Genomic DNA, 26939 nt, shown 5'->3' with positions numbered 1-26939 from the left:
AAAACTAGGAGACCACCATGACGAATCTGCCCGGCCTGAATTTCCAACTCGGCGAGGACATCGACGCCCTGCGCGACGCGGTGCGCGACTTTGCCCAACAAGAAATAGCGCCGCGTGCCGCCGAGATCGACCACTCGGACCAGTTCCCGATGGATCTTTGGCGCAAGATGGGCGATCTGGGCGTGCTGGGCATCACTGTCGGCGAGGAGTACGGCGGCGCGAACATGGGCTATCTGGCCCACATGATCGCAATGGAAGAGATCAGCCGGGCCAGCGCCTCGGTGGGCCTGTCATATGGCGCGCACAGCAATCTATGCGTCAACCAGATCAAGCGCAACGGCAACGCCGCGCAGAAGGCCAAGTATTTGCCCAAGCTGATCAGCGGCGAGCATGTCGGCGCGCTGGCAATGAGCGAGCCGGGCGCTGGCTCCGACGTGCTGAGCATGAAGCTCAAGGCCGAGGACAAGGGCGGCTACTACCTGCTCAACGGCAACAAGATGTGGATCACCAACGGCCCCGATGCCGACACGCTGGTGGTCTATGCCAAGAGCGAACCCGAGCTCGGCGCGCGCGGCGTGACGGCCTTCCTCATCGAGAAGGGCATGCCCGGTTTTTCGATCGCGCAGAAGCTCGACAAGCTGGGCATGCGCGGCTCGCACACCGGTGAGCTCGTGTTCCAGAACGTCGAGGTGCCGGCAGAGAACGTGCTGGGCGCGGTCAACGGTGGCGCCAAGGTGCTGATGTCGGGCCTGGACTATGAGCGCGCGGTGCTGACGGGCGGACCGCTCGGGATCATGCAAAGCGTGATGGACAACGTGATCCCTTACATCCACGACCGCAAACAGTTCGGCCAGAGCATCGGCGAGTTCCAGCTGATCCAGGGCAAGGTCGCCGATATGTACACGGTGCTCCAGGCCGGCCGCAGCTTTGCCTACACGGTGGCCAAGAACCTCGACCTCCTGGGCGCCGAGCATGTGCGCCAGGTCCGCAAGGACTGCGCCTCGGTGATCCTGTGGACCGCCGAGAAGGCCACCTGGATGGCCGGCGAGGGCGTGCAGATCTTCGGCGGCAACGGCTATATCAACGAGTACCCGCTGGGCCGGCTGTGGCGCGATGCCAAGCTCTACGAGATCGGTGCCGGAACCTCCGAGATTCGCCGCATGCTGATAGGCCGCGAGTTGTTCGCGGAGACGATGTAAATGAAGCCTTTGCACCTGAATACGCCGCTGCTGCGGGCCGCGCCCGGCCAGTTCTCGCACCCAGATGTCTGGTTGAAGATGGATGCGCTGCAGCCCAGCGGCAGCTTCAAGCTGCGCGGCGTCGGGCGGCTGGTGCGCAAGGCGGCGCAGGACGGTGCCAAGGAAATCGTCTGCGCCTCGGGCGGCAATGCCGGCTTCGCTGCCGCCTATGCGGGCCAGGCCTTGGGGCTGACCGTCACCATCGTGCTGCCGCAGACCAGCAGCGCCGCGGTGCAGAGCCTGATTGAGGCGCGCGGCGCCACGGTGCTGCGCCATGGCGCGGTCTGGGATGAGAGCAATGAGTTCGCCCAGGCGCTGGCGGCCGAGCGCGGCGCCACCTATGTCCATCCCTTCGACCACCCGCTGCTGTGGGAGGGCCATGCAAGCCTGATCGACGAAGTGCTGGACCAAGGCCTGGATTTCGACGCGGTGGTCACAGCGGTGGGCGGCGGTGGCCTGTTCGCCGGCATCGTCCAGGGCCTGCGCCGCCACGGTCTGAACGACATCCCGGTGATTGCGGTGGAAACCGAGGGCGCGGCCAGCCTGCACGAGAGCCTGAAGGCCGGCAAGGCCGTGACCCTGCCTGCCATCACCTCGATCGCCACCTCGCTGGGCGCGCGCCGCGTCGCCGACGAGGCCCTGCGCCTTGCCCAGCTGCATCCCACGCACAGCGTGCTGGTCAGCGATGCCCAGGCCTGTGGCGCGGCGGCGCGGCTGGCCGAGCAGATGCGGGTGATGGTGGAGCCGGCCTGCGGTGCGGCGCTGGCGGCGGTGGATGTGCACCCCGAGCTGTTTGCCCGTTTCAAGAGACCTCTGGTGGAAGTCTGCGGCGGCGTGGCTGTCAGCCTGGAGAAGCTGCAGGCGTGGACAATGTCGGCATGAACAACGAACTGCAAGACCTGCTGGGCAATAACAAGCGCTGGGCCGCCGAGACGGAACAGCGCGAACCGGGCTTTTTCTCGCGACTGCTGAAGCAGCAGACGCCGCAATACCTGTGGATAGGCTGCGCCGACAGCCGGGTGCCTGCCAATGAGCTGGTCGACCTGCTGCCCGGCGAGTTGTTCGTGCATCGCAATGTTGCCAACGTCGTCGTGCACTCAGACCTGAACTGCCTGTCGGTGATGCAGTTCGCGGTGGACCACCTGAAGGTCAAGCACATCATCGTGGTGGGCCACAGTAACTGCGGTGGCGTCAAGGCCGCGCTGATCGACGCGCGTGTGGGCCTGGTGTCCAACTGGATTCGCCATGTGCAGGACGTGCGAAACGACCACCAGGAGTGGATCGACAGCCTGCCCGAGGCTCGCCGCGTCGACGCGCTGTGCGAGCTGAACGTGCTGGCACAGGCGCGCAATGCCTGCCAGACCACGGTGGTGCAGGATGCCTGGGCCCGCGGGCAAGAGATCGTCGTCCATGGCTGGGTTTATGGCCTGCACAACGGGCTGCTGGAGGACCTGCAGATCACGGCCGCCCATCACGACGATGTCGGCCCTGCCTACAAGCGCGCATTGGCTGCGGTCAAGCAGCGCTACAGCCAAGCCTAGGCGGTACAGCCCGATGTTCCCGCAGAAGCTGACCAACCCCCGCGCGTTCGAGATCGCGCAGGCCTTGTTGGGCGGCTTCAACAGGCACTACCGGCTGTTCCGCGCCACCAGCGCATCGGCCAAGCAGCGCTTTGAGCGCGCCGACTGGCACGGCCAGCAGCGCGCCCAACGTGAGCGCATTGAGTTCTATGACAAGCGGGTCGACGAGGCGGTGGTCCTGCTGGAAGAGCGCTTCCAGGCCAGCACCTTGCCGATGGAGGTCTGGCAGCAGGTTAAGCTGCATTACATCGGTTTGCTGACCGACCATCACCAGCCGGAGCTGGCCGAGACCTTCTTCAACTCGGTCTGCACCCGCATCCTGCACCACGCCTACTTCCACAACGACTTCATCTTCGTGCGGCCGGCCGTCTCGACTGAGTACATCGAGAACGAGGAGCCAGCCGCCAAGCCGACCTACCGCGCCTACTACCCGAGCAAGCCGACGCTGCATGAAACCCTTTGCCGGGTAGTCACCAACTTCCAGCTCGATTTGGAGTTCGAGGACTTGGGCCGCGACATCGACTGGGTCTTGCGCGCGATGCAGCGCGAGTTGGGTGAGTTCCGCTGGCGCACCAATTTCCAGATCCAGGTGCTGAGCTCCCTGTTCTATCGCAACAAGGGCGCTTACCTGGTGGGCAAGATCATCAACGGCTTCACCGAGACGCCATTCGCGCTGCCCATCCTGCACAAGGAAGGGCGGTCGGGCCTGCTCTACATCGACGCCGTGCTGTTCGGCGAAGACGATTTGCTCATGCTGTTCAGCTTTGCCCGCGCTTATTTCATGGTGGACATGGAGGTGCCCAGCGCCTACGTGCAGTTCCTGCGCTCGATGATGCCCAGGAAGCCGCGCGCAGAGATCTACAGCGCGCTGGGCCTGCAAAAGCACGGCAAGAATCTTTTCTATCGCGACTTCCTCTACCACCTTCGCCACTCCAGCGACAAGTTCCGCATCGCGCCCGGCATCAAGGGCATGGTGATGCTGGTGTTCGATCTGCCCAGCTACCCCTTTGTCTTCAAGCTGATCAAGGACTTCTTCCCGCCGCAAAAGGAGAACACCAGCCGGGAGCTGATCCAGCACAAGTATCTGCTGGTGAAGACCCACGACCGGGTCGGGCGCATGGCCGACACCTTGGAATACTCCAACGTCGCCTTCCCGCGCCAGCGCTTCGACGATGAGCTGCTCAAGGAACTCAAGCACTTCTGCCCCAGCCTGATCGAAGACAGCGGCGAGGACCTGGTGCTGCGCCATGTTTATATCGAGCGCCGCATGGTGCCGCTGAACATCTATCTGCAGGAGGCCACGCCGGCCCAGCTGGAGCATGCGGTGATCGAGTACGGCCATGCGATCAAGGACCTGGTGGCCGCCAATATTTTCCCCGGCGACATGCTGTGGAAGAACTTCGGCGTGACCCGCCACGGCAAGGTCGTGTTCTACGACTACGACGAGATCGAGTACCTCAGCGATTGCAACTTCCGCCGCGTGCCGGCGCCGCGCAATGAGGAGGAAGAGATGTCCGGCGAGGTCTGGTACTCCGTCGGCCCGCGCGATGTCTTCCCCGAGACCTTCGGCCCCTTTCTGCTCGGCCACCCCGGTGTGCGCGAGCATTTCATGCGCCACCATGCCGATCTGCTGGACGCCGAGTTCTGGCAGCAGCACAAGGCCCGCATCCAGGCCGGCCATGTGCACGACGTCTTTCCCTACGAGGCCCACAAGCGCTTTTATGCCCGCGCCGCCTCGTCCACCCCGCTTCACCCCGTCGATGGCGCCGTGCTGATGGCCGACGCGCATCACGATCTTCCCGTTCAGTAAAGGAGCCCCACCATGTCCGATTCCATCGTCATCGTTTCCGCCGCCCGCACGCCCATCGGCGGCCTGCTGGGTGATTTCGCCTCACTGCAGGCCTGGGAACTGGCGGCCGTTGCGATCCAGGCTGCGGTCGAGCGTGCCGGCGTCCCCGGCGACTCGATCAACGAGGCCTTCATCGGCAACTGCCTGATGGCCGGCCAGGGCCAGGCCCCGGCGCGCCAGGCGGTGCTGAAGGCCGGGCTGCCGCAGTCGGTCGGCGCGGTCACGCTGTCCAAGATGTGCGGCGCCGGCATGCGCGCCACCATGTTCGCCCACGACACGCTCAAGGCCGAGAGTGCCGACATCCTGATCGCCGGTGGCATGGAAAGCATGACCAACGCGCCGCACCTGATGTTCGCGCGCAAGGGCGTCAAGTACGGCGCCGCCCAGATGTATGACCATATGGCACTGGACGGCCTGGAAGACGCCTACCAGCGCGGGAAGGCCATGGGTGTGTTTGCCGAGCAGTGCGTCGACAAATACGCCTTCACCCGCGAGGCGCAGGACGCCTTCGCGATCGCCTCGACTGAGCGCGCCAAGCGCGCCAACGAGGACGGCAGCTTTGCCTGGGAAATCGCGCCGGTGACGGTGGCTGGCCGGGGTGGCGATACCGTGATCAACCGCGACGAGCAGCCCTTCAAGGCCAAGCTCGACAAGATCGCCGGCCTCAAGCCCGCGTTCAAGAAGGACGGCACCATCACCGCCGCCACGTCCAGCTCGATCTCCGACGGCGCCGCCGCGCTGGTGCTGATGCGCGAGAGCACGGCCAGCCGCCTGGGCGTCAAGCCGGTGGCCCGCATCGTCGGCACTGCCGTGCATGCCAATGCGCCCGAGTGGTTCACCACCGCCCCGGTCGGCGCGATCCAGAAGCTGCTGGTCAAGAACGGCTGGGACGCTAAGAGCGTCGATCTGTGGGAGGTCAACGAGGCCTTCGCTGCCGTCACGATGGCCGCGATGGCCGAGTTCAAGCTGCCGCACGAAATCGTCAACGTCAACGGCGGCGCATGCGCGCTGGGCCACCCGATCGGCGCCTCCGGTGCCCGCATCATCGTCACGCTGCTGGGCGCGCTGCGCCACCGCGGCCTCAAGCGCGGCGTCGCGGCGCTGTGCATCGGCGGCGGCGAGGCGACTGCCGTTGGTGTGGAGCTGCTGTGAAGTTCTTGGTCGGCTGTTGAGCCGTGAAGGCGAGTTGACTGAAGTCAGCTCGCATCATGGCTGCATTCGAGAGCCAGCGATCCCTCGGGTCGCTGGCTTTTTTGCTTCTGCGCCGCGCGCTTGCGCGGAACATCCTTTCATGCGTGGCCCCCAGCGGGCTGCCGGCGGATCCGGCTCGCACCGGCCAGCAGCATCAGGCCGAGCAGCCACAGCGCGTAGGTGGCAGGTTCTGGCACCGGGCTGATCTGGATTTGCCCGGTCTGTGCCAGGCGGCTCAGGTCCAGTTGCTGACCATCCAGCCCGCTGACGATGATGCGGTCGGGACTGAGGGAGCCGGTGAATGACTGGAAGTCGAACAAGGTGTACGCCGCTCCGGCCTGAGCCTTAAAGCTGGCATCGAACTGCAGGTGCAGCATGCCCCGGAAGTCCAGCTGGCCGATGTGCAGCAATTGGTCGAAGCCAAGGTTGGACGAGGCGCTGCCGAATTCCATCGTCAGCACCGACTTGTCGCCAAAGCTGAGTTGGCCGCCGCCGAAGTCCACAGCGGCGAGGCCCTGGCCCGGCCCATAGCCGGCCTTGAACTGGATCTGTCCCGCGTAGCTGCCCGTGCCGCTGACGTCGCCCAGGAAGCTCAGCGTGCCGCCTTGCGCGCTCACCTGGCCTTCGTTGATGAACTTGCCTTCCACGCTCGCGTCGCCCGAGCTGTGCAGCTCGGCGCCCTGGCCCAGTTGCGTGCCGTTGACTGACAGCAGCCGCGCGCCCGCCGCCAGCTCGGTGCGGCCGTCCAGTCGGGCCGCATCGGCCGAGAGCAAGAGCGCGGTGGCGCCTGTGGCCACCTGCAGCATGCCTGCGTGGCTGAAGCCGCCCGATTGGTTGGCATCGCCCAGGCTCAAGGTGCCACCGCTGGCGACCAGGCGCGTGGTCACGCCGCCTTGGACGGCGCCGTTGACCTGGCCGAAGCCCCGCAGCTGCTGGACGCCGTTGAGGTTCAGCGCCGCATCGCCGCTGTTCACCATGCCGCCTTGCAGGGCCAGGGTGCCGGCCGACAGCTGGCCGCCATCCAAGAGCAGCTGGGTGTTGCGGCCGACGTTCAGGGTTTGGGCAACTTGCAAGGTTTGGCCCTCGCTGAGCACGGTCAGCTTCTTCAGGCCGCCTTGGCCCAGGCTGGCCCCGGCCGCGCCGCTGATGGCCAAGGTGCCACGGTTCCAGCGGAGCTGGCCGGCCAGGTCAGCCCCGAAGCTGTCGGTGCGCAGCAGGCCGCCGTCCAGCAGCACGCTGCCGGTCCCAAGCTTGATGGCCGTGGCGGCCACTTGCCCGCCGTCTTGAATCGTCAGCGAAGCGTTGCCCAGAGCCAGCGTGCCGCCAACTTCCAGATGGCGTCCATCGGCGAACACCTGTTGGCCGCCGATCCAGGCGTTGTCCAGTGCCGCATCACCACGCAGCGCCAGGGTGCCTTGTTGCCAATCGAAGCGACCGGCCAGCGCCTGCTTGGCGTGCAGCTCGAGTCGGCCTCCTTGCAAGGCCAGCGTGCCGTAGTTCAGTGCAGCACCTTGGAGACTCAGGCTTTGGCCGCTGGCGATGCTCAAGCGGCCATCAACCGTCAATCGCTTGCCGCTGTCCAGCAGCAGCTGGGCCGACAGGCCGTCGCCCAGCGCCGCATCACCATGGATCACGACGCTGCCACTGCGCCAATCCAAGGCGGCGGAACCCGGGCTGGCATGCAAGGCATTAACCTCCAGCGTGCCGCCCTGGTGCTGCCAGGCGGAGCTGCCGTCCAAGGTCATCGCGCCGTGCACGCGCAGCGTCTGCTGGCTGCCCAGCGGGGTCGCAGTGGCGGCGGCGAGCAGGCCTTGGGAGCTGCGCGCATCGCCGTGCAGGCTCAGCGTGCCGCTTTGCCAGGCCAGGCTGCCGCCGATGTCGGCCGAGGCGGCGCTTTCAAAGCTGCCGCCGGCCAAGAGCAGTCGCTGTGCCTGCAGGCTACCCGTGGCGCCCAGTTGTAGGCGCTGCCCGCTGTTCACGCTCAGCTGCCCCTGGACGGCCAGTTGCCGGCCTTGGTCAAGTGTGAGGGAGGCTGCCAGCAAGCCCTGATTCAGCGCGGTGTCGGCGCCCAGGTTCAGCTGGCCGCTGTGCCAATCCAGCCCGGCCATAAAGCTGCCGCCGGGGGCGCTGAGGCTCAGCACGCCGCCGTCCAGCAGCAGGCGGGCGCCCGCGCCGAGATCCAGGCTGCCGGTTTGCAGCTGGCCGCCCTGGCTCAGCTGCAAGCTGCTGACCGTGCCGCCATGCCCCAGCGACAAGGCGCCGGCATTGCGCCACAGGCTGCCCGAGCCGCTCACGCTGGCGCTGCCGCCCATCAGGCTGGCACTGCCGGTTTGCAGCTGGCCGCCCTTGGCGATGTCTATCGTGCTGGCTTGGCTGCTCAGCAGCCCCACGCTCGCCACACTGCCCAGGTCCTGCACCCGCAAGCTGGCGTTGGTTTGCAGATCGAGGCTGCTATGTAGCTGGCCGCCTTGCTCGACGCTCAGCAGTGCACCGGTGAGCATAGTGCCGCCCCTGCCCAGCAGCTGCGAACCACTGCCCGAGACCCGCACATCGGGCGCAGCGCCGGGGGCGCGTGGGGCCGTGTTGCTGATCGAGATATTGTTCAGTCGGACCCGCGCCCCGTTGGTGATGTCCACTTGGCTGTTGGAGGCAAGCAAGTCGCCCGCGCCGGCCGTGCCGTCCAGCGTGGTGGTGTTGCCGGTGATCAGCAAGAGCGAGCCGCCGCTCAGCGTCAGTGCGTCGACCGTCACCCCCGTGGTGCCGCCGCCGCCGCCCAGCTGCAGCGTGCTGCTGTCGCTACCGCCGCTGCCGCCCGCTTGCAGCGTGATGTTGTTCAGCTGGGCGCTGCCGCTGAGCTCGCCATTGCCGGCGTACAGGTTCAACGATCCGCCGGTGATGCCTCCGCTCAGGCGCGCGCTACGATTGCCGTCCAGCACGAGGGCGCCGCTGCCGTCCATGTGGATGGCGCCGGCCAGATTGGCCGAGCCGTGCACCGTCAGCCGCCCCAGGGCGCCGATTTGCAAGGGCGCGAACTGTGCGCTGCTGCTTAGCGAGCCCTGGATGTTCAGCGAGCTCTGCGCCGTCAACACCGGCATTCTCGCCAGCCAACCTTGGCCCAGCTGGGCCTCGCCGCTCAAGGTGAGGGCGCCGCGTTGCCAGTCGAAGCTGCCGCCGATGTCCGCCTGGGCCTCGACCGCAAAGCTGCCGCCGGCCAGTGTTAAACCTTGCACATGCAGGCTGCCGCCTTGGGCCAGCTGCAGGCTTTGGCCCTCGTTCACCGACAGCCGACCGTTGACAACCAGCTGGCGCCCCGGGTCCAAGGACAGCGAGGCGGCCAACAGGCCTTGGTTCAACGCCGTGTCGCCACCCAGGCTAAGCCGGCCGCTGCGCCAGTCCAGGCCGGCCATGAAGCTGCTGCCCACGTTGTCGATGCGCAGCTGGCCGCCGTCCAGCAGCACTCTGGCACCCAGGAGGACGTCCAAGAAGGCGGTGTGCAGCAGCCCGCCGTCACGCAGCGTCACACTGCTGAGATTGTTCCCGCCGCCCACCGTGAAGTTGCCGGTGTTGTTCCAGACGCTGCCCTGTCCGCTGACGCTGCTTTTATTGCCGAAGCTACCGCTGAAGGTGTTGGTTTGCAAGCGGCCGCCCGCAGCAACGTCGACTGAGCCTGCCTGGAGTTGCATCACGTTTGCGGTGGCGATGCTGCCGGCGTCGCGAACGTTCAAAACGGTGGCCGCGGCTGCAAGGTCACCGAACAGCTGGCCACCTTGTTCTATCGTGAACCGGCTGTTCCGGACTTGTTCCTTTTGCAAAAATTGGAACTGTGAGCCGCTGCCAGAAACCAGGATACTGGCGCTATTCGCGACGGAGCCACCCATCTTCAGCCCATTGGTACTCAGCTGTGCGCCATCCAAGACGCGTACCTGCGTCTCACCGCTTAGTCTTAAATCGCCCAGCTGCCCTGACTTGACCGTGGTGTTGGGGCCCGTCACCAGCAATTCGTTCCCGGTGGTCACGTAGATGGTTCCGTACTTAACCGTGGTGTGGGTGTCGGAACGACCCAGCTGCAAAGCGCTGCCCCGGTCGTCGTCGTCGGTATACAAGAAGACGACGCTCAGCTGCGCATTACCGGTGATTTCGCCGCTGCTGCCGGTGAATTCGAGGACGCCGCTGTTCTCCACGTCGCCGCTCAGGCGCAAATGGCTGCCGTTCCGGACGGTTAGCCAGCCACCGGACTCCACCCGAAGCAGTCCCGACAATTCGCTGACGCCTCCTGTCAGGTTCACGTTGCCGCGCTCGAGAATGCTGACCTCGGCTGTGCTTTTCCAGGGTGTGGCCACCTCCAGGAAGCCGGCTTCGACTCGCACGCTCAGTGCAGCGTCCAAGGGGGTGTTGAGCGTCAATACTCTAGAGCCCTGCTTGAGCAACTGCCCGCCCCCGGAAATTGCGCCGGCGAAGGTGAGGTCGGCGGAGCGGTTGAAGGCGAGGGTGGCGCCGGCGTCCACCTGCACCGGGCCCAAGATGGTGCCGCTGCTGCCGCCGTTGCCAATGGCCAAGGTGCCCGCCGCCACATGGGTGCCACCGGTATATGTGTTGTCGCCGCTCAGAATTTGCGTGCCGCTGCCCACCTTGGTGAGGCGGCCCGCGCCGAGCGCGTCGGCCACCACGCCGGCAAAGCTGCCGTCCTGATGACTCACACCAAGGGTGAAGGTCTGGTAGCCCGTGCCGCTGGCAGCACCTGTGCGGATCAGGCCGTCGCCGCTCAGGGCGCCGACCCGCACATTGGCGCTGCCGCCATCAAAAATGCCGGTGTTGCTGACCTTCAAATCGGCGCGGTTGTCCCGCCAATCGTCCTTGCCCGAGGCGCCGCCGTAGAAGGTGCCCGCCTGGATGTCAATGAGGCTGCCCGCCAGCATCGCGAAGCTGAGCTTGGCGCTGCCCCAGCGGATCGCACCGGCGCCGGTCTTGACCAACTGGCCCTGGCCGTCAAAGACGGTGTCGCCCCATTGCAGGCCGTAGTCGCGGTCGAGGGCATCGTTCAGCGTCAGTGGCTGACCGGGCTTCAGCGTGACGACGGTCGCTCCCGTGGCGGGCGCCATCGGCAGCGCGAAGGCCAGGGCCAGGCTCAGGGCCAGGGGGCGGGCCAGTTGTTGGTGCCGGGTACGCGGGGCGGCTGCCGTTTGGGGCGGTGTCGGATTCATGGATGATTCCTGGTGCGAAATTGGGGGGCGGCGGCCGTGCGTATACGCACGGTCCTCAGGGCAGCCTCGATCCTCCATGCTCAGCGTTGAATCAGCGTTGGATGGTGTGACACCCCGCACTGAGGAACCCACGGCCCCCGTCATACCGGCCAACAACCCCGAAAAGCCGCCGCCGCGCTCTCAGCGCTTGACCCTCAGTGATCGAAGTGCAAGCGCAGCACCGCATGCCCGCCGCCGATATCGCGGCTCTCGACCCGGTCGGCCAGATGGCGCAGCAGCACGCTGGAGACGCGCTGCATTGCGACGTCCAGCGCGCTGTCGTCATCGCCGTTGAGCCATGCATCGATGTCCGGTGCCTGGCCGGCCGACAGCGGCAGCGCGGGGCCCTCGTGCAGCAATTCGATGTCCAGATTGAACTCGTCGAAGTCGCCTCGCAGCGAGCATGGACGGCCGCGGCCGGCGGCAGCCAGGGCCTCGGCCGCTTCCAGCGCGGCCAGGGCGGCACGTTGCACGACCTCGGAGCGGGCCGACCAGGCCTTGCCCTGGCGCTCGACGAAGTCTGTGATCTGGTGGTTCAGCGGCCCGCCCATCGTTTCCAGCGGGCTGCTCGCGCTGCGCCGCGTGCCGAGGCGGAACAGCAGGTTCAGCAGCACCACGGCCAGCCCGGCCACGACAAAGCCATCGCCCGCCAGGAAGCGCAGGCTCTCGGGCAGGCCGGCCGACAGCCCCGGCATAAGCAGCGTCGCCAGGCCGGCGCAAAGAGACAGGCCCACCATGAAGATGCCGCGGCTGTCGAGCGCGCGGGTGGCGATCATCTCGATACCCGAGACGATCAGATAGGCCGCCGCATACAGCTCCACCGCGCCCAGCACCGCATGCGGGATCAGGGTCAGGGCCATGGTCAGCCTTGGGCTGAGTGCGATCAGCAGCAGCAGGCCGGCCGCAGCCAGGCCGATCACGCGGGCACTGGAGCCGGTGGCGTGGACCAGGGCGATATTGGCCGAGCTGGGTGCGGTGGGGAAACTGCCGACCAGTCCGCTGATCAGATCGCTGGCGCCATTGGCGCGTATGCCCCGGCCCACCATCTGCATATCGGCGCGGCGCCAATCGGCGTTGTTGGTCTTGTCCATCACGATCAGGCAGCCGATATTGTCCAGCTGGTTCAGCGCAGCGATCAGCACGATGGCCATCAGAATCCCCGGCCCCAGACTGAAGCTGGGCGTGACCGGCTGCGGCAGGGCCATGAGCGGCGCGCCAGCGAGCCAGTCCAGCCCCACCAGCCGGCCGGTCAGCTCGGCGATCAGCAGGCCGGCCAGGATGCCGACCAGCAGGCCCAGCAGCCGGAAACGCCGCCCGCCCCAGACCGACAGCGCGACGATGCAGGACAGTGCCGTGCCCGAGATCAGCGCGCTGATCCCGTCCAGCTGCAACTGAGCCCCGCTGCCGCTGACGCCAAGCGCATTGCGCACCGCCGGTTCCACCAGGGCCAGGCCGCCCATGCAGATCACGGTGCCCACCACGGTCGGCGGGAAGAGCGGGCGCAGATGTCGCATCAGCGGGCCCAGCCCCATGGTCACCAGCGCCGTCACCACGGTCACCTGCACCAGCGCCCCGACGCCCTGCGAGGCAATGGCCGCGCCGGCCACCGTGATCATCATCGGGTCGGGCTGGAACACCAGCAGCGTGCCGCTGCCCAGCCGGCCGCCCCAGGCCTGCGCCGCCGTGCCCAGGGCCATGCCCAGCAGCGTCATCGCGACGATGGAATGGGTTTGCGGCAAGGAAAGGCCGGCGATCTTGGCGGCCGCCAGTACGTGGGCGATCAGGGCCAGCACGATGGCCGCATGCTGCAGCGCCAGCAGGCCCAGTGCGGCCGGCGGCGGGCACTCGTCGGCCGCATATACCAGCTCGAAGGGGCGGCGCGCCGGCTTGGAAGGGGGCAGGTAGCGGGACAGCAGTCGGGACAGGGTCATGGGCTCGGGGTCGTAAGGCCGGGGGGCAAGTCCAGCAGCAGCACATAGCGGCGCAGCAGCCAGACGCAACGCTCGAACACGCTGGTGGCGGTGAACACGGCCTGCTGCAGGCCGGCGTCGAGGTCGCCGCCCTGCAGGCGGCGGCGTATGCCATCCATCAGCTCGGAGCGGTCATGGGTGAGCGCACGCAGCAGGGCCAGGTCTTCGGCTTCGGCGCTGCCTGCGGCATCGGCCAGGGCCTGCAGCATCATGTGCAGGCTCTGCACCAGCTGGTCCAGCAGCTGGTGCACCACCGCCGCGTCGGCCCAGCCCTGGGCGGACTGGGCCGTGCCGTACAGCTCGGCCAAGGACTCCTGCAGCGAAGCCAGCAGGCGATTGCGGTCGCGCAGCACCATGCTGCGTTCCAGCACCGCGCGGCTGCGCTGGCGGTCGACCAGCTCGAGCAGGAACTGCTCGCACAGGCGCAGCACTTGGCTTTCGGCGGCCTGGCGGGCGCTGGCGGCCACCGCAGTTGCGCCGTCCTGGCGCAGCGCTTCCAGATAGGCGGGCAGGCAGCTCAGCAAGCGCTGCTGCTCCTTGTCGGCCAGCAGCAGCGCGGTCTCCGGTTCATCCAGCGCCTCGTCGTGCACGAAGTGCGGGCGGCCCAGGTCCTCCTGCACCGAGGGCGGAGCCCAGGCCTCCAGCCGGCGCAGGCTCGGCGCCTGCAGCGCCCGGCTGGCCAGGTCGCTGAGCAGCTGCACCACCAAATAGAGGGTGGCCAGGCGGGCCGCCGGTGCGAGACCCAGCCGGTCCATCAGCGAGCCGAAGGCATCATCCAGCAGCCAGCGATTGGCCGCGTAGAACAGCAGGCTCAGGCCCAGGCCCTGCAGCCGCAGCAGCACCTGGAACAGCACCAACTGGCGCGCGCTGCCCTGCAGCCGGCCGGCGAGACTCCAGGCCGAGGCGGCCGAGCCCAGGCCCGCGCCGATCACGAGCATCGCGCCGCCGTTCCAGCCCAGCAGGCCGCCGGCCGCCAGGCTCATCGTGATCACTACCACTGTGGTCGAGGACTGCGCCAGCCAGGCCACTGCGGCGCCGATCGCGAAGCTGGGCAGCAGCCAAATGCTCAGCTCGCTGATCTGGCTGCGCAGCCAGGGCGCGGTCTTGAGCAGCGCCGCGCCGCTCTTGATGAAGTCGGTGCCCAGGAACAGCAGGCCCAGGCCCAGCAGTGCGCCCAGCGCATGGCGCCAGCGTGTCGACTGGTCGATCTGTCGGTAGTAGGCGATGCCGGTCAGGCCCAGCAGGCACAGGGCCAGTGCGTGCAGATCGATGGCCGCCACCAGGGCCAGCAGCGAGGTGCCCAGATTGGCCCAGCGGATGATGGGAAAGGCCTTGCGCCGGTCCAGGGCGCCTGCGGTGACCAGGGCCACCAGCACATGGATAACGGCGTTGACGCTTTGCATCACCGCGCCGGCCAGCAGGCCGAATAGCGCCAGCGAGCTGCTGCCGGTGACGGCGCGCGCGATCAGCTGGCGCAGGCGTCGACCGATCACCTGGCGCAGATTGGCGCTGATCAGGCGCACGCCGATAAAGAACAGGCCCAGCCCGGCGAACAGGCTGACGAAGATGCTCATGGCCGGTGGCGGGGTAGGGCCGAACGCTCAGGCCGCCAGCTGACGCAGTGCGGTCGCGCGCTCATCCACCGTGTCGATGATCTTCAGGAAGCCGCTGATCTCGAACACCTCGCGCACATGCTGGGGCAGCGCGCACAGCAGCAACCGACCCTGGCCCTGCTTGGCGCGTTTCGCGGCCATCAGCACCACGCGCAGGCCGGCACTGGAGATGTAGTCCACGGTCTCAAAATCCAGCACCGCGCGGCGTCCCGGCTCGGCAAACAGCTCCAGCACGGCCTGCTCGAAGGCGCTGGCGCTGGCGCTGTCGATGCGGCCCTTCAGTGCCAGCAGCAGGGTGTTCTGCTGTTGGCTGACTTGGTGTTCGAAACTCATCTTGCTTCCTTTTCTGCGGGTTTCAATGTCTTGAACAGCACAATCAGATTGCCGCTGCCGTCATAGAAGGCGCGCACGTCGTCCATCAGCGACTTGACCAGGTGCACGCCCAGGCCGCCCACGGCGCGCTCGTCGACGCCGGAATCCAGCTGGGGGGCCGGGGCCTGGACAAAGGGGTCGAAGGGCGGAGCGTCGTCCCTCAGCATCACCTCCAGCCATTTGTCCGAGCGCGACAGCCGCACCTGGATCTGCCGGTCCGGCGCGCCTTGCAGCCCATGCTGGATGGTGTTGGTGATCAGTTCCTCCAGGCAGAGGTTCACCGCGAAGGCCAGGTCGGGTCGATCGGCCAGGGCGTTCTCCACTGCGGCCGCCAGCAGGGCGATCTGCTCCAGCCGGCTCGCCAGCCGGTAGTGCAGCAGCAGCGTCTTGTTCTTCAGTTGCAGAGGGGCATGGCCCATGTCGAGCTCTCCTTGGCAATGGATGTGGACCGGGGCTTGCGGCACAGCAGCAAGGCGGTCAGGTCGTCGGAAGCCTCGGCGCTGCCGACGAAGCCGGCCACATCGGCCACCAGCGCGGCCAGCTTGTCACCGGCGGATTTGCCGGGGCAGGCGTGCAGCCAGGCCTGCAGACGCTCATCGCCGTAGGCCCGGCCATCGCCTGCGAAGGCCTCGGTGATGCCGTCCGTGTAGAGCAGCAAGGTGTCGCCAGCGGCCAGCCGCGCCTCGCGGTCGTGGTAGCGCATGCCGGGCAGCACGCCCAGCGCCAGATCGCAGGCGCCTGGCAACACCCGGACCTGGCCATCGGCGCCGCGCAGCAGCGGCGGCGGGTGGCCGGCGCTGGCATAGACCAGACCGCCGTCACGCGGGTCGTAGAGGCAGAAGCAGGCGGTGACGAACAGCTCCATCGGATTGCGCTCGCTGAGCAAGTCGTTGGCGCGCGCCAGCACCTCGGCCGGCGCCAGGCCGGACTGGGCCAGATCCTGCAGCACCGTGCGCGATACCGCCATGAAGAAGGCAGCGCCCACCCCTTTGCCAGCCACATCGGCGACCAGAAAGCCCCAGCGTCCGTCGGCCAGCGCAAAGCAGTCGTAGAAGTCGCCGCCCAGCTCGCGGGCCGGATGCATGCAGGCGCTGACCGAAAAGTCGGCCGTGTCGGGAAAACTCTGCGGCAGGATGGCCTGCTGCATCTCGCGCGCCGAGGCTAGCTCCTCCTGCACGCGCAGCGCGGCCAGATGCAGCTGGTCATTCTTGTCGGCCAGCTCCAGCGTGCGTGCCTGCACCAGGCGTTCCAGCTCGCGCTGGCGCGACTCGTTGTGCTCGCGGATGAGCAGCAGCAAACGGCCCACCTCGGTGGCCATGGTGTTGAAGTTGCCGGCCACCTGCACCAGCTCGTCCTGGCTGTCGATGCGGATGCGGGTGTCGAGCCGGCCGGCACAGAAGGCCTCGGTGCCTTGCGAGAGCCGGCGCAGCGAACCCAGGGTCGAGACATAGATGCCGGCAAACAGATAGGCGATGGCGGCCACAGCAGCCACCAGCAGCGCCGCCACCAGCCACTGGCTGCGCTCCAGCCGGGCCAGGCGCTGCTGCAGCCGGTCATCGGCGACGGTGGTGGCGCTGTGCAGCAGACCCTGGGCCTGCTGCAGGTTGGCGCCGGCCAGCGTGCGCATCTCCTGCAGCGCATCGGCGTCGTCCAGTACCTTGTCGACCGCCTCCTGCTGGCGTTCGATGCGCGCCAGCAGCTCGGTCAGCGGACCTTGCAGGTCCACGGCAGACGACTGCTGCAGCTGCGCGATGCCAGCTCGCAGCGCCGGCGCGTTGTCGCTGAGCACCACCTGCGCGCCCAGTGCATAGCCCGACATGGCCTCGCTGCGCAGCCCCAGCACATCCTGCTGCTTGGCCAGGGTCTCGAGCAGCAGGGGCAGGCGGTTGCAAAGCATATCCACCGCCGCATCCAGCTCGGCATCGACATTCAGGCGGTGGGCGCGGGTGTTCTCGCGGATCAGGGCCAGCAAGGTGTTGATGCCGCCGGTGTGGGCCGCAAAGCGCAGCTGGGCCTGCTCGCCTTGCGGCAGTGCGCGCAGCTCGGCCCATTGCCGCTGCAGGCGCTGGGCCAGGGCCGGCAGCTCCGAGGGCCTGGGCGCGGTGCGCTCGCTCCACTGCTGCAGCGCGACGATGCGCTGATCCAGTGTGGCGTCGGGACGGGCGGGCTCGGTCCCCGCCATCGCCCGGCTGCGAAGCGCCACCAGCTCGGCCAGCAAGGCGCTGTGCTGCGCGAAGGCCTGCAAGCCCTGGCGTTCCAGCTCGGCACGGCGCGCTGCCTCATGGGTCTGGCGCAGCAGGGGCAGGCTCAGCAGGCCCAGGGTCAGCAGCATCACCGTGCCCACCAGCAGGTACTTGCGCGAGAAGCTCAGCCGGCCCGACAGCCAGCTGGCCGGCGCCAGCAGGCGCAGCAGCGCGGCGGGCCACTCCCCGGCCTTTGCGGGCGCCTGGCTCATTCCAGCGCGCTCACCAGCAGCACCTTGACGCCCCCGCCGCTGGGCTTGCGCGTCACGTAGCCGATGGCGCCGGGCGTGGCCTGCACCAGGCGCGCGACTTCCTCGTCGCTGTCGGCCTGGCGCGGTGGCAGGCCCATGCCGGTGAAGCTCTGGCGCGCCCAGTAGGCGCGCAGCTGGCCCGGGCTGCGGCCGCTGATCTGGCTGTAGAAGCTTTTGCGCAGCGGCGCGCCCTCGCGCAGGTCGATGGGCTGGATCAGCTGGCCGTCGGGCCAGCTCTGCTGCTGGCGCAGAAAGATCTGGGTGGTGCGCTCGGGGCTGAGCCTGTCCAGGGCCACGTCCTTGTGGGCGATGACATACAGCTCGCTGGCGGCGGCCGGCGGCGCCGCCGCGCACAGCAGGGCCAGCAGGCCGATCAGGGTCAGGGTGTCGGGGCGATGCATGGGACTGCCCTCAGAACACCAGGTCCAGCGTGATGCTGAACAGCCGGAGCGTGTTGTCGAAGGGCAGGGCGGGCACGGCCAGCGGGCCCGGCGTGCCGGCATCGGGCGTGCGCACCAGGTCGAGCTGGGTCTTGATCGCCATGTTCTCGCGCCAGTCCCAGCGCAGGCCCAGGCTGAGCGAGCGGCTGCGGATGTCGGCGAACCGCTGGGCACGGTCGAAACCCTGCTTGAGCTGGTTCAGCGCACCGTCGAGCTGCGGGTCCAGCCCGGTCGGCGCCAGCGCTGTGGTGTTCAACCTGGCGGCCGAGCGTTGCTGCCGGGCCAGACTCAGATAGGGCGTGAAATCGCCGAAGCTGCGTGCCAGCGTGAGGCTGTAGCCGCGGCCGCTGCCGACCAGGTCGTTGTGCGGATCCATCCAGGTCAGCTCGGTCAGCAGCCGCCAGTGCCGCCAGTTCCCGTCCAGGCCGATGCTGGTGTAGACCGGGTGATTGTCAAAGGGGTTGCGCAGCGCGTCCAGGCCTCGCGCCTTGGCCTGCAGGGCGGCCAGCATCGGCGGCGGCAACTGCGGGTTGAGTGCCAGCTGCCCCAGGGCGCCGCTGAGCTGGCTCAGGCCATTGTTGATCTGGCTGACCTGTTCGGAGCGCAGCACATAGCGGTCAATCTCGGTGTGCGAGACGCGCAGGGTCAGGTCTTGCAGATTGGCGCTGAGGCTGAAGCCGAGCAGGCCGCGCAGGCTGGCATCGGCCGACAGAGCGGGGCTGAAGTTGTTGAAGCGATGGGTGTAGTCGTATCGGCCGCCGAAGAGCTGCGCCAGCAGGCTGGCGTCGCCCAGGTTGAGCCGCCAGTGCAGATCGGCGCCGTCCAGGCTGGCCACGCTGTTGACCACGCCGTAGATGGCCGGCGCCGGCCGCACGGTCAGATTGGCATAGCCGATCTCGGCAATGCTGGAGTCAAAGAACAGCGGGCTGCGCAGGCGCCCCAGGTTCAGGCTCAGGCCATGGCCCAGCTGCTGGCGCAGGGCGGCGATGCGCAGGCGCGGCCGCATGTCCTCGCCGGCCCGGGCCACGCCCTGCAGCTGCAGCGTCGTGCCGCCGGCCGGCTGCCACTCCAGCTGCAGGCCCAGGACGGTGTCCATATTGGCCGACCAGCCCTGCTGTACCGGCTTGAGTTGCGAGAAGGAGGTGGTGGCGCCGGCTGTGGCGTTGTCGTTGTGGGCCATACCCAGGGTGGCAAAGCCCGAGAAGCGCAGCGGCCCGGCGGCCGTGTCCTCGCTGGCTGCCGCCGGGCCGCATAGGGCCAGGCCGCTCAGGGCCAGTGAGCAGCGCCGCCGCCAGGGGGCCGTCTTCATGCCCAGGCGGCCGGCCGGCGGGCGGGCAGTGGCAGATGCGAAGAAATCATGGGCGGCCTCGGCTGGGTTTGCGCCCCGTGGTCGGGGCAGGCAACCATGTTCGGGGGCCGGCGTTGAATCAGCGTTGAATCGGCTGGCGCCCTCCCGCCGCGCTAGGGTCTGCCGGCGCCGCCCAGCCAGTCGCGCTGCTGGGCGGCGCTGCGCTGCCACAGCAGCTCGGCGCCCATCTGCCGGGCCACCGCAAATGCCTGGTCCAGCGCGGCATGGACGGCGGGCGTGGCGGCGCCGCCGGCCTGAAGGGCCTGGGCCCGCATGCGCCATAGCTCGGGCAGCAGGTAGAGCTCCTGGCGCTCATGGGCCTTGCTCATGGCCTCGTCGGTCCGCGCTAATGCCTCCTCGTGCCGACCCAGGCGCAGCAGGGCCTCGATCAGAAAGGACAGAAAGGTCGGTTCGGTGCTTGGCATGGCCACGGCCGAGGCGGCTACCGCCTGGCGTATCGGCAGCAGGCCCTCGGGGTCGCCGCCCTCTGCCCGAACCCAGCCCAGCACCAGGGCGCCGACCGCCTGCCACAGTGCCAGCCCATGCTTGTCGGCCACCGCCAGCAGCTCCTGGCACAGGGGCAGGGCGTCGCCGGGCTGGCGCAGATGGCGATGCAGGACCGCCGCCATGGTCAACGCGAAGGCCAGGGTCTGGGCATGGCCCAGCGCCCGCGCCTGCGACAGGGCCTGGCTGGCCTGTGCCTGGGCTGCCTCCACCTGGCCCTGCAGGGCCAGGGGCCAGCTCAGCATTGCACGGGCGGCAATGCCGCCATGCTCGCCGTAGCGCGCCAGCAGCGGCCCGGGGGGCAATGACTCGCCGGCCTCGGCAGCGGCCCTTAGCGCATTGCTGGCCGCCTTCAGCTGGCCGAGGAAGAACAGGTTGTTGCCCAGCGCATAGCCCGCCTGCACTGCGGCGGCGGGGTCGCCGCTGCGCCGGGCTTCGCACTGCAGCTGCTCGGCCAGCTGCAGTGCCGCGGGGGACTCGCCGGGACCGCTGCGGCTGCCCAGCCACAGGCCCCACAGAGCCTGGAAACGCTGCCCTGTACCGGCGTCGGCGGCACTGGCGGCCAGCGCTCGCTCGAAGCACAGGCGGGCTGCGGGTGAGCCATAGCCCTCCAGTGCCAGTAGGCTGGTGCCCAACTGCAGCAGAAGCGGCGGCTGCAGGCGCTGGACCAGACCCGGCGGCGCATCGGCTGCGGCCAGCGCCTGCAGGCCCTGCTCCAGCAGATGGCGGGCCTCGACGTGGGCCGACTGGTTAGCGGCGCGGCGCCCGGCCTGCAGCCAGTAGTGGGCGGCGGCCGGATCGCCGCTGGCCTGCAGATGGTGGGCCAGCAGCTCGGGTTCGTCGGCCGCCCGGCTTGCGAACAAGCCCATCAGCGCGTTGGCCGCGCGGCGATGCAGGGCGCGCCGCTCGCGGCCGCCCAGCGATTCATAGGCCGCGTCCCGTATCAGCGCATGGCGGAAATGCCAACAACCGTCGGTGCCGGCCTGCAACAGGCCGTCGCGGGCCAGTTGGCCCAGACCGGCCGACAGCGACCCCCGGCCCTGATCGTCCTGCATGGCCAGCAGCAGGGCTTCGTCCCAGCCACTGCCCAGAACCGCAGCGCATTGGGCCAGCCGCCGGGCCTCGGCGGGCAGGCGGTCCAGCCGCGCGGCCAGCAGGTCCCACAGCGTGGCGGGCACCCGCTCCTGCGGTGTCAGTCGCAGCGAGCGGGCCAGTTCCTGGGCAAACAGCGGTACGCCCTGGGCGCGCTGCAACACCTGCTGGCGTGCCGGCGCACCGTCCGGCACCAGCTCCAGCTGCTCGATCAGCCGCTGCATCTCGGGCGCTGGCAGCGGCTGCAGGCTCAATACCTGCTGCAGCTCGCCGACCAGTGCCAGCGGTGGTGGCTCGCGCGAGCTCATCACGATCAGATCGGGACCGCGCGCCGCCTGTTGCAGATAAAGAGCCAGCAACTCCAGCGTCGAGGGGTCGGCCCAGTGCAGATCTTCCATCGTCACCAGCTGGGGCCGACCCTGGGCCAGGCCCTCGAACATGGCGAGCAGCAGCGTCTGCAGCTCGCGTTTGTTCCGCGGGGCCGGGTCGGGCTGGGGCGGCTGGGGCAGGAGCAGCTGGCTCAGCGCGTCGATGCAGGCATTGGGGTCGAGGCCGGCCCGCCGCAGCAGCGCCTTCAGCGCGGCCAGCGCGCGGGGCCGGTCCGACAGTGGTCCAAGGCTGCGCTGCAATGCGGTCACCACCGGATGCCAGGGGCTGTGGCCGAACTCCGGCCGGCAGAACAGCTGCAGCCGGCGTGTTGCGACGCCGCTGCCCGTGTCGATCTCGCTTTGCAGGGCCTGCAGCAGTCGGGTCTTGCCCAGGCCCGGCTCTCCCTGGATCCAGATCGCGCGGGGCTGCTGCTGGGCGGCGGCCCAATGGCCCAGCAGCTCGGCCAGTTCGGTGTCGCGGCCGACCATGGGCTGCAGGCTGGCCGGTTGGGTGCCCGCGCCCAGTGCCTCGCGCAGCGCGGCGCTGCCGTCGGCCTCGGCGGCCATGAAACGATGGTGGCTCAGGCTTTGCTGGCACAGCTCGGCGCTGACCCGGGCCGTGCCCGGCCGGGCCAGCCAGGCCAGGCGGCGCGCCTCGCGCGAAAGGGTGCCGACGCTGTCGGGCGAGGCCTGGTCCGGCAGGCTGTGCACCCAGCCCACATGCAGGCCCAGGCGTGGTGCCAGCCCGGCCTCGTCTGCGGTCGGGGCCAGCATCGCCAGTGCGGCGTCCAGTGCTAGGCGCGGCGCCTGCTCCAGCGCACGCGGATGGCCGAAAAAGGCCAGCAGCTCGCCGCCCTCGGCGCGCTGCACCCAGGCGCCTTGGGCCCGAAGCGCGGCGCGCGCCCGCTCCAGCTGCCTCATCAGCTGGGCGCTCAGCGTCTCGGCGTCGTCGGCGTCCATAGGGGCCTCCCATTCGCAGGCCAGCACCACCACCCGCCGGCGCTGCGCACCTTGCGTGGCTGCCGGTGCCGGCACGACCGGCCGGCGCAGGCGCTGGGCCAGCTCCAGCGTCTCGGGCTGCGGGCCCAGCCCGAGTTCCAGTTGCAACTGGGCGCTGAATTGCTCGAACATCGCCAGCGCCTGAGCGGGTTGCTGCAGCGCCAGCGCGCGCATGCAGCTGCGCAGCGCCGGCTCGCACCAGGGATCCAGGGCCAGGCTGCGGCGCCCGCAGGCCAGGGCCTCGGCCATCTCACCCTGCTGCTCCAGCAGCTCGGCGAGTGCCGCCAGGCTTTGCAGGGCCTGGCGTTGCAGCGCCTCGCGGCGCGGTGCCAGCCAGGCCTCGAAGCCGGGCGCATCGTCCAGGCTCAGGCCGGCCAGCAGCGGGCCGCGATACAGCGCCGCCGCCCGCTGCAAGGCGTTGCGGCGGGCGGCGAGCGTGGGGGTGGTGGCGTCCAGCTGGGCCAGACTGAACTCCCGGCAGTCGATATGCCAGGGCAGGGTGTCGCCGAGCTGCAGCCGCTTCTTGTCGCTGTGCAGCATCTCGGCCGACCGGTCAGGCCAGAGGCGGGCAAGGCAGTGCCGCAGATCGAACAGCGCGCGTCGCAAGTTGGCGCGCGCCTGGGCCGGCTCGGAGTCGGGCCAGAGCAGCTCGGCCAGCGGCTCGCGCTCCAGTGGGCCGCTGTGCAGACAGAGCATGGCCAGCAGCGCGCGCGCCTTGTCATAAGGCAGGGCCAGCGGCCGGCCCTGGGCGTCTAGCAATTCGAAGCCGCCCAGCAAGCGCAGGCTCGGCGGCGAGGGGGCGGCGGTCGTGTCTGGATTCATGGGCGAGGTCGGCAAGGGCGCGAGTATGCCTGCGGCACAATACAAAAGCCCCGCTGTCGCGGAGCACAGATCGGAGTCGGAATGGCCAATGTCTTGCTAATCGGTGCCTCACGCGGCATCGGCCTGGAGTTCGTGCGTCAGCACCGTGCCGCCGGCGATCGGGTGGTGGCCACGGCGCGCAGCGAGCCGGCTCTGGCCGCCTTGCGCGAGCTCGGCGCCACCGCGCTGAGGCTTGATGTCGCCGACACCGCCAGCGCCTCGGGCCTGGCCTGGCAGATCGACGGCTACCAGTTCGACACGGTGGTGATCAATGCCGGCGTTTATGGCCCGCGTCATCTGGGCCTGGACACCCCCACTGAGTCCGAGTTCGACCAGGTGATGCACACCAATGTGCTGGGGGCGATGCGGGTGCTGCCGCAGCTGCTGGACGCGCTTGCACCCGGCGCGCGGATCGGCGTGCTGTCCTCGCGCATGGGGTCGATCGGCCTGCGCACCGCGCATGCCGGCTGGCTTTACCGTGCCTCCAAAGCCGCCTTGAACTCGGTGATGAAGGACGCCTCGCTGGCGCTGGCCGGCCAGGCCCTGCTGTGCAGCTTCCATCCCGGCTGGGTGCGCACCGAGATGGGCGGCGAAGGCGCCGACATCGACGCGGCCACCAGCGTGGCAGGCATGCGTGAGGTGCTGGCCGGGCTGACGCCCGCCGACAGCGGCAGTTTCTTCAACTATGACGGCCAGCCCCTGGCCTGGTGACCCCCATGATCCTCTCCGACGACCACCGTGCCGTGCAGGACGCCGTGCGCGCCTATGTGCAAGACCAGATCGCGCCCAAGGCGGCCGAATGGGACAAGAGCCATCACTTCCCGGCCGCCGAGCTCAAGGGCCTGGCCGAGCTGGGGTGCTACGGCGTGGCCGTGCCGACCGAGTACGACGGCGCCGGCCTGGACTATCTGGCGCTGTCCATCATCCTCGAGGAGATCGGCGCAGGTGACGGCGCGACCTCGACCGTGGTCAGCGTCAACAACTGTCCGGTCTGCTCGATCCTGATGGCTTTCGGCAACGAGGATCAGAAACAGCGCTTTCTCAAGCCCCTGGCGCGCGGCGAGATGCTGGGCGCTTTCTGCCTGACCGAGCCGCATGTGGGCTCCGAGGCCGGCGGCTTGAAGACCACGGCCGTGCGTGATGGTGACGACTATGTGATCAACGGCGTCAAGCAGTTCATCACCAGCGGCAAGAACGGCGATGTTGCCATCGTGATGGCCGTCACCGACAAGGCTGCCGGCAAGAAGGGCATCAGCGCCTTCCTGGTGCCGACCGCCACGCCCGGCTACACGGTCGCGCGCATCGAAGACAAGATGGGCCAGCACGCCAGCGACACCGCGCAGATCCTGTTCGAGAACTGCCGCATCCCCGCCGCCAACCGGCTGGGCGAGGAGGGCCAGGGCCTGAAGATCGCGCTGTCGGGCCTGGAGGGCGGTCGCATCGGCATCGCCTCACAGGCGGTGGGCATGGCGCGCGCGGCCTTCGAGGCCGCACTGAAGTACAGCAAGGACCGCGTCTCCTTCGGCCAGCCCATCTTCAACCACCAGGCCATCCAGTTCAAGCTGGCCGATATGGCCACCCAGATCGAGGCCGCGCGCCAGCTGATCTGGCATGCCGCCAGCCTCAAGGACGCCGGCCAGCCCTGCCTGAAGGAAGCGGCAATGGCTAAGCTCTTCGCCACCGAGATGGCCGAGCGGGTCTGCTCCGACGCGATCCAGGTGCACGGCGGCTACGGCTATGTCAGCGACTTCCCCGTCGAGCGCATCTACCGCGATGTGCGCGTTTGCCAGATCTACGAGGGCACGTCCGAGGTGCAGAAGATCCTGATCGGACGCGCCCTGGGCTGACGGGCCCCTGGCCTCAGCCGGCCGACACTTCGATGCGGCGCGGCTGCGCATGCGCCTGCTTGGGGATGCGCAGCGTCAGCACGCCGTCCTTGATACTGGCGTCGATCTTGGCGCTGTCGAGCTCGCGGCTCAGCGTGAAGCTGCGCCGGTAGCGCGGGATGCGCAGCTCGGCGTAGACAGCTTCCAGGCCCTCGGGCGTGGCCGGCTGCACGCTGCCTTCGATCAGCAGTGCGTCGCCCTCGACCCGGATTTCGAGCCGCTCACGCGGCACGCCCGGCATATCCGCCAGCAGAGTGATGCCGGCCTCGTCCTCAAAGACATCGACCGCTGGTTGCACCGTACGCTCTTGTTCCTGAGAGGGTTGGCTGGCTTGAGTGGTCTTGCTCATGATGGTGACTCCTTCTTGTGCTCACTGCACGGTGATGCGGCGGGCCTGCGCCGACTCGCGGCGGGCGATGCTGATCTGCAGGACGCCGTCCCGGTAGCTGGCGCTGACATGGGCCGGGTCGACGTCGTCGGGCAGGGCTACGGCGCGGCTGAAACGGCCGCTGCTGCGCTCGCGCGTGTAGACGCTGAGCTTGGGGCTGCCGGCAGGGATTTCCGAGGGCCGCTCACCGGCAATACGCAGCACGCCGCGATCCACCGTGACCTCGATCTTGTCGGCCGCGAGACCGGGAGCGAAGGCGTAGATCTCGAAGCTGGTGGGCGTGCGTCCCATATTCACCGCCGGCACGCTGCCCTGTGCGACGGCGCGGATGCTGTTGGGCAGGCCTGGAGCACCAAACACATCGTCGAGCTCACGACGCAGGCGCTCGAACTGCCCGAACAGGGAGCCCGGATAGTTCAACATCATCGATTCATACATGGCATGTCCTCCATTCAGTGGTGTGCACCGGCCGGAAAACCAGCGATGGCCGGTCGATACCCGAAATAGGAACGGCTCGCCGGGTTTCAAGAGTCGCTGGCGCTGGCTAGCTGTGCCCTCACAAATGCCACCAGCGCCCGCGCGGTCTCCGACGCACCGGGCGCCGGCAGGCTCAGCGCCTGCACCCACTCGCCCTCGGGCACCAGCAGGCGCCAGCCGGGCAGCAGGTCGACCAGCGCGTCGCCGGCCGGCACGCAGAAGTCCGGTGCCGGCACGACACCGGCGCCATGGCGGGCCAACGCCAGCAGCGACTCCAGGTCCGAGCCCCAGGCGCTGGCCTGCAGCATCAGCTCGCAGCGTCGGCCCTGTGGTCCCAGCCACAGGCTGGCGCGCGGGTCCTCATGCTGGCCCAGCAGCAGGCAGGGCAGGGCGACGATCTGCTCGGGCGCCTCGAGCCGCAGACCAGGCAGGCCATAGAGCCGCACCGCAAAGCGCCGCAGCGGCTGGGCCACCCAGTCCTGCGGCGGGCGGTCGGTGATGCGAAAGGCCAGGTCCAGCCCCTCGCGCAGCAGGTCGACGCGCCGGTCGGTGAACAGGAGTTCGTAGCGCAGCGCCGGGTGCAGGGATTGGAAGCGCGCCAGCAGCGGCGCCAACACATGGCGGCCGAAGCTGGTGGTGGCGCTGATGCGCAAGGTGCCGCCCAACTGGCCGCGCTGATGCTTGAGCGCCATGCGCGCGGCCTCGGCGGCCTCGCGTACGGCCTTGGCGCGCGCATGCAGGCGCCGGCCCGAATCGGTCAGCGCCAGGCTGCGCGTGCTGCGCACGAAGAGCGCGACGCCCACCGCCGCCTCGATCGCCGCGACCCGGCGGCTGACCGCCGCACGCGTCAGCCCCAACTGACGTGCAGCCTCGGCAAAGCTGCCGGCCTGGACGATGCGGGCGAACAGCTCCAGCGCATTGGCATCCAGCGCACTCTCGCGCCCTGGCTTGCCCATAGACGTGGTGCCGAGGTCTTTTGTCAACTTCATGGAAGCAATGTGATGATATCGACTGATCTAGTCAATGAAT

19 protein-coding genes are annotated in these 26939 nt (G+C 68.6%); 7 read left to right on the top strand and 12 right to left on the bottom strand.

All coding sequences use genetic code 11. The features are described from left to right. The first annotated feature begins 17 nt into the window (after positions 1-17). From OOZ63_RS16730 to OOZ63_RS16710, 5 genes are read left to right on the top strand one after another with little or no spacing between them, the layout of a single operon-like run. Complete coding sequence (locus OOZ63_RS16730) at positions 18-1199, top strand: isovaleryl-CoA dehydrogenase (protein WP_266006722.1); 1182 nt, start codon at positions 18-20, stop codon at positions 1197-1199. Next, positions 1200-2120 (top strand): pyridoxal-phosphate dependent enzyme, encoded by a 921-nt coding sequence (locus OOZ63_RS16725; protein WP_266006721.1) that lies wholly within the window; start codon positions 1200-1202, stop codon positions 2118-2120. After that, the gene (gene can / locus OOZ63_RS16720) at positions 2117-2779 is read left to right on the top strand and encodes a carbonate dehydratase (protein WP_266006720.1); all 663 of its coding nucleotides are present in this window, start codon (positions 2117-2119) and stop codon (positions 2777-2779) included. The genes OOZ63_RS16725 and can overlap by 4 nt, the downstream gene beginning before the upstream one ends. Positions 2780-2792: 13 nt before the next feature. Continuing rightward, the gene (gene aceK, locus OOZ63_RS16715; RefSeq protein ID WP_266006719.1) at positions 2793-4628 is read left to right on the top strand and encodes a bifunctional isocitrate dehydrogenase kinase/phosphatase; all 1836 of its coding nucleotides are present in this window, start codon (positions 2793-2795) and stop codon (positions 4626-4628) included. 12 nt (positions 4629-4640) lie between these two features. Beyond that, the gene (locus OOZ63_RS16710; protein ID WP_266006718.1) at positions 4641-5819 is read left to right on the top strand and encodes an acetyl-CoA C-acyltransferase; all 1179 of its coding nucleotides are present in this window, start codon (positions 4641-4643) and stop codon (positions 5817-5819) included. A 137-nt stretch (positions 5820-5956) separates the two neighbouring features. On the opposite strand, the gene OOZ63_RS16705 is transcribed toward OOZ63_RS16710, so the two are convergent. The 9 genes from OOZ63_RS16705 to OOZ63_RS16665 all read right to left on the bottom strand — a co-directional run bounded on the left by OOZ63_RS16705 (position 5957) and on the right by OOZ63_RS16665 (position 23120). Further along, on the bottom strand, positions 5957-11059 hold the full coding sequence (locus OOZ63_RS16705) for a beta strand repeat-containing protein (RefSeq protein ID WP_266006717.1): 5103 nt from the start codon (positions 11057-11059) through the stop codon (positions 5957-5959). 194 nt (positions 11060-11253) lie between these two features. Continuing rightward, a complete protein-coding gene (locus tag OOZ63_RS16700; protein ID WP_266006716.1) occupies positions 11254-13029 on the bottom strand; it encodes a uracil-xanthine permease family protein in 1776 nt (591 codons plus the stop codon). Then, on the bottom strand, positions 13026-14642 hold the full coding sequence (locus OOZ63_RS16695; RefSeq protein ID WP_266006715.1) for a Na/Pi cotransporter family protein: 1617 nt from the start codon (positions 14640-14642) through the stop codon (positions 13026-13028). The genes OOZ63_RS16700 and OOZ63_RS16695 overlap by 4 nt, the downstream gene beginning before the upstream one ends. Before the next feature lie 27 nt (positions 14643-14669). Continuing rightward, a complete protein-coding gene (locus OOZ63_RS16690; protein WP_266006713.1) occupies positions 14670-15014 on the bottom strand; it encodes an STAS domain-containing protein in 345 nt (114 codons plus the stop codon). Further along, the gene (locus tag OOZ63_RS16685) at positions 15011-15472 is read right to left on the bottom strand and encodes an ATP-binding protein (protein WP_266006712.1); all 462 of its coding nucleotides are present in this window, start codon (positions 15470-15472) and stop codon (positions 15011-15013) included. The genes OOZ63_RS16690 and OOZ63_RS16685 overlap by 4 nt, the downstream gene beginning before the upstream one ends. After that, a complete protein-coding gene (locus OOZ63_RS16680) occupies positions 15448-17508 on the bottom strand; it encodes a SpoIIE family protein phosphatase (protein ID WP_266006711.1) in 2061 nt (686 codons plus the stop codon). The genes OOZ63_RS16685 and OOZ63_RS16680 overlap by 25 nt, the downstream gene beginning before the upstream one ends. Beyond that, the gene (locus OOZ63_RS16675) at positions 17505-17948 is read right to left on the bottom strand and encodes a hypothetical protein (protein ID WP_266006709.1); all 444 of its coding nucleotides are present in this window, start codon (positions 17946-17948) and stop codon (positions 17505-17507) included. The genes OOZ63_RS16680 and OOZ63_RS16675 overlap by 4 nt, the downstream gene beginning before the upstream one ends. A gap of 10 nt (positions 17949-17958) precedes the next feature. Continuing rightward, on the bottom strand, positions 17959-19296 hold the full coding sequence (locus OOZ63_RS16670; protein ID WP_266006708.1) for a hypothetical protein: 1338 nt from the start codon (positions 19294-19296) through the stop codon (positions 17959-17961). Positions 19297-19448: 152 nt separating this feature from the next. After that, a complete protein-coding gene (locus OOZ63_RS16665) occupies positions 19449-23120 on the bottom strand; it encodes an AAA family ATPase (RefSeq protein ID WP_266006706.1) in 3672 nt (1223 codons plus the stop codon). An 81-nt stretch (positions 23121-23201) separates the two neighbouring features. On the opposite strand from OOZ63_RS16665, the gene OOZ63_RS16660 reads away from it, so the two are divergent. Both OOZ63_RS16660 and OOZ63_RS16655 read left to right on the top strand, forming a co-directional pair. Beyond that, on the top strand, positions 23202-23870 hold the full coding sequence (locus OOZ63_RS16660; protein ID WP_266006705.1) for an SDR family oxidoreductase: 669 nt from the start codon (positions 23202-23204) through the stop codon (positions 23868-23870). Between the two features lie 5 nt (positions 23871-23875). Then, positions 23876-25006 carry an acyl-CoA dehydrogenase family protein gene (locus OOZ63_RS16655; RefSeq protein ID WP_266006704.1) on the top strand — a complete coding sequence of 377 codons (1131 nt, stop codon included), beginning with the start codon at positions 23876-23878 and terminating at the stop codon, positions 25004-25006. A 13-nt stretch (positions 25007-25019) separates the two neighbouring features. Here OOZ63_RS16655 and OOZ63_RS16650 read toward each other — a convergent pair whose 3' ends face one another. The 3 genes from OOZ63_RS16650 to OOZ63_RS16640 all read right to left on the bottom strand — a co-directional run bounded on the left by OOZ63_RS16650 (position 25020) and on the right by OOZ63_RS16640 (position 26899). Continuing rightward, positions 25020-25394 carry an Hsp20/alpha crystallin family protein gene (locus OOZ63_RS16650; RefSeq protein WP_266006703.1) on the bottom strand — a complete coding sequence of 125 codons (375 nt, stop codon included), beginning with the start codon at positions 25392-25394 and terminating at the stop codon, positions 25020-25022. Between the two features lie 21 nt (positions 25395-25415). Then, a complete protein-coding gene (locus OOZ63_RS16645) occupies positions 25416-25871 on the bottom strand; it encodes an Hsp20/alpha crystallin family protein (protein ID WP_266006702.1) in 456 nt (151 codons plus the stop codon). An 86-nt stretch (positions 25872-25957) separates the two neighbouring features. Next, a complete protein-coding gene (locus tag OOZ63_RS16640; RefSeq protein ID WP_266006701.1) occupies positions 25958-26899 on the bottom strand; it encodes a LysR family transcriptional regulator in 942 nt (313 codons plus the stop codon). Positions 26900-26939 lie beyond the last annotated feature (40 nt).

Source organism: Paucibacter sp. PLA-PC-4, assembly GCF_026241155.1.
In the GTDB taxonomy this organism is placed as follows: domain Bacteria; phylum Pseudomonadota; class Gammaproteobacteria; order Burkholderiales; family Burkholderiaceae_C; genus Roseateles_E.
The sequence above is the reverse complement of the archived record's forward strand: the minus strand, read 5'-3'. Positions and strand labels throughout refer to the sequence as shown.

Excerpts from the sequence above, each read along its gene's own strand:
- OOZ63_RS16695 (WP_266006715.1), bottom strand. The coding sequence starts at position 14,642 with ATGAGCATCTTCGTCAGCCTGTTCGCCGGGCTGGGCCTGTTCTTTATC.
- OOZ63_RS16710 (WP_266006718.1), top strand. The coding sequence starts at position 4,641 with ATGTCCGATTCCATCGTCATCGTTTCCGCCGCCCGCACGCCCATCGGC.
- OOZ63_RS16690 (WP_266006713.1), bottom strand. The coding sequence starts at position 15,014 with ATGAGTTTCGAACACCAAGTCAGCCAACAGCAGAACACCCTGCTGCTG.
- OOZ63_RS16645 (WP_266006702.1), bottom strand. The coding sequence starts at position 25,871 with ATGTATGAATCGATGATGTTGAACTATCCGGGCTCCCTGTTCGGGCAG.
- OOZ63_RS16680 (WP_266006711.1), bottom strand. The coding sequence starts at position 17,508 with ATGAGCCAGGCGCCCGCAAAGGCCGGGGAGTGGCCCGCCGCGCTGCTG.
- aceK (WP_266006719.1), top strand. The coding sequence starts at position 2,793 with ATGTTCCCGCAGAAGCTGACCAACCCCCGCGCGTTCGAGATCGCGCAG.
- OOZ63_RS16730 (WP_266006722.1), top strand. The coding sequence starts at position 18 with ATGACGAATCTGCCCGGCCTGAATTTCCAACTCGGCGAGGACATCGAC.
- OOZ63_RS16705 (WP_266006717.1), bottom strand. The coding sequence starts at position 11,059 with ATGAATCCGACACCGCCCCAAACGGCAGCCGCCCCGCGTACCCGGCAC.
- OOZ63_RS16665 (WP_266006706.1), bottom strand. The coding sequence starts at position 23,120 with ATGAATCCAGACACGACCGCCGCCCCCTCGCCGCCGAGCCTGCGCTTG.
- OOZ63_RS16700 (WP_266006716.1), bottom strand. The coding sequence starts at position 13,029 with ATGACCCTGTCCCGACTGCTGTCCCGCTACCTGCCCCCTTCCAAGCCG.
- OOZ63_RS16660 (WP_266006705.1), top strand. The coding sequence starts at position 23,202 with ATGGCCAATGTCTTGCTAATCGGTGCCTCACGCGGCATCGGCCTGGAG.
- OOZ63_RS16655 (WP_266006704.1), top strand. The coding sequence starts at position 23,876 with ATGATCCTCTCCGACGACCACCGTGCCGTGCAGGACGCCGTGCGCGCC.
- OOZ63_RS16685 (WP_266006712.1), bottom strand. The coding sequence starts at position 15,472 with ATGGGCCATGCCCCTCTGCAACTGAAGAACAAGACGCTGCTGCTGCAC.
- OOZ63_RS16725 (WP_266006721.1), top strand. The coding sequence starts at position 1,200 with ATGAAGCCTTTGCACCTGAATACGCCGCTGCTGCGGGCCGCGCCCGGC.
- OOZ63_RS16650 (WP_266006703.1), bottom strand. The coding sequence starts at position 25,394 with ATGAGCAAGACCACTCAAGCCAGCCAACCCTCTCAGGAACAAGAGCGT.
- OOZ63_RS16640 (WP_266006701.1), bottom strand. The coding sequence starts at position 26,899 with ATGAAGTTGACAAAAGACCTCGGCACCACGTCTATGGGCAAGCCAGGG.
- OOZ63_RS16670 (WP_266006708.1), bottom strand. The coding sequence starts at position 19,296 with ATGAAGACGGCCCCCTGGCGGCGGCGCTGCTCACTGGCCCTGAGCGGC.
- can (WP_266006720.1), top strand. The coding sequence starts at position 2,117 with ATGAACAACGAACTGCAAGACCTGCTGGGCAATAACAAGCGCTGGGCC.
- OOZ63_RS16675 (WP_266006709.1), bottom strand. The coding sequence starts at position 17,948 with ATGCATCGCCCCGACACCCTGACCCTGATCGGCCTGCTGGCCCTGCTG.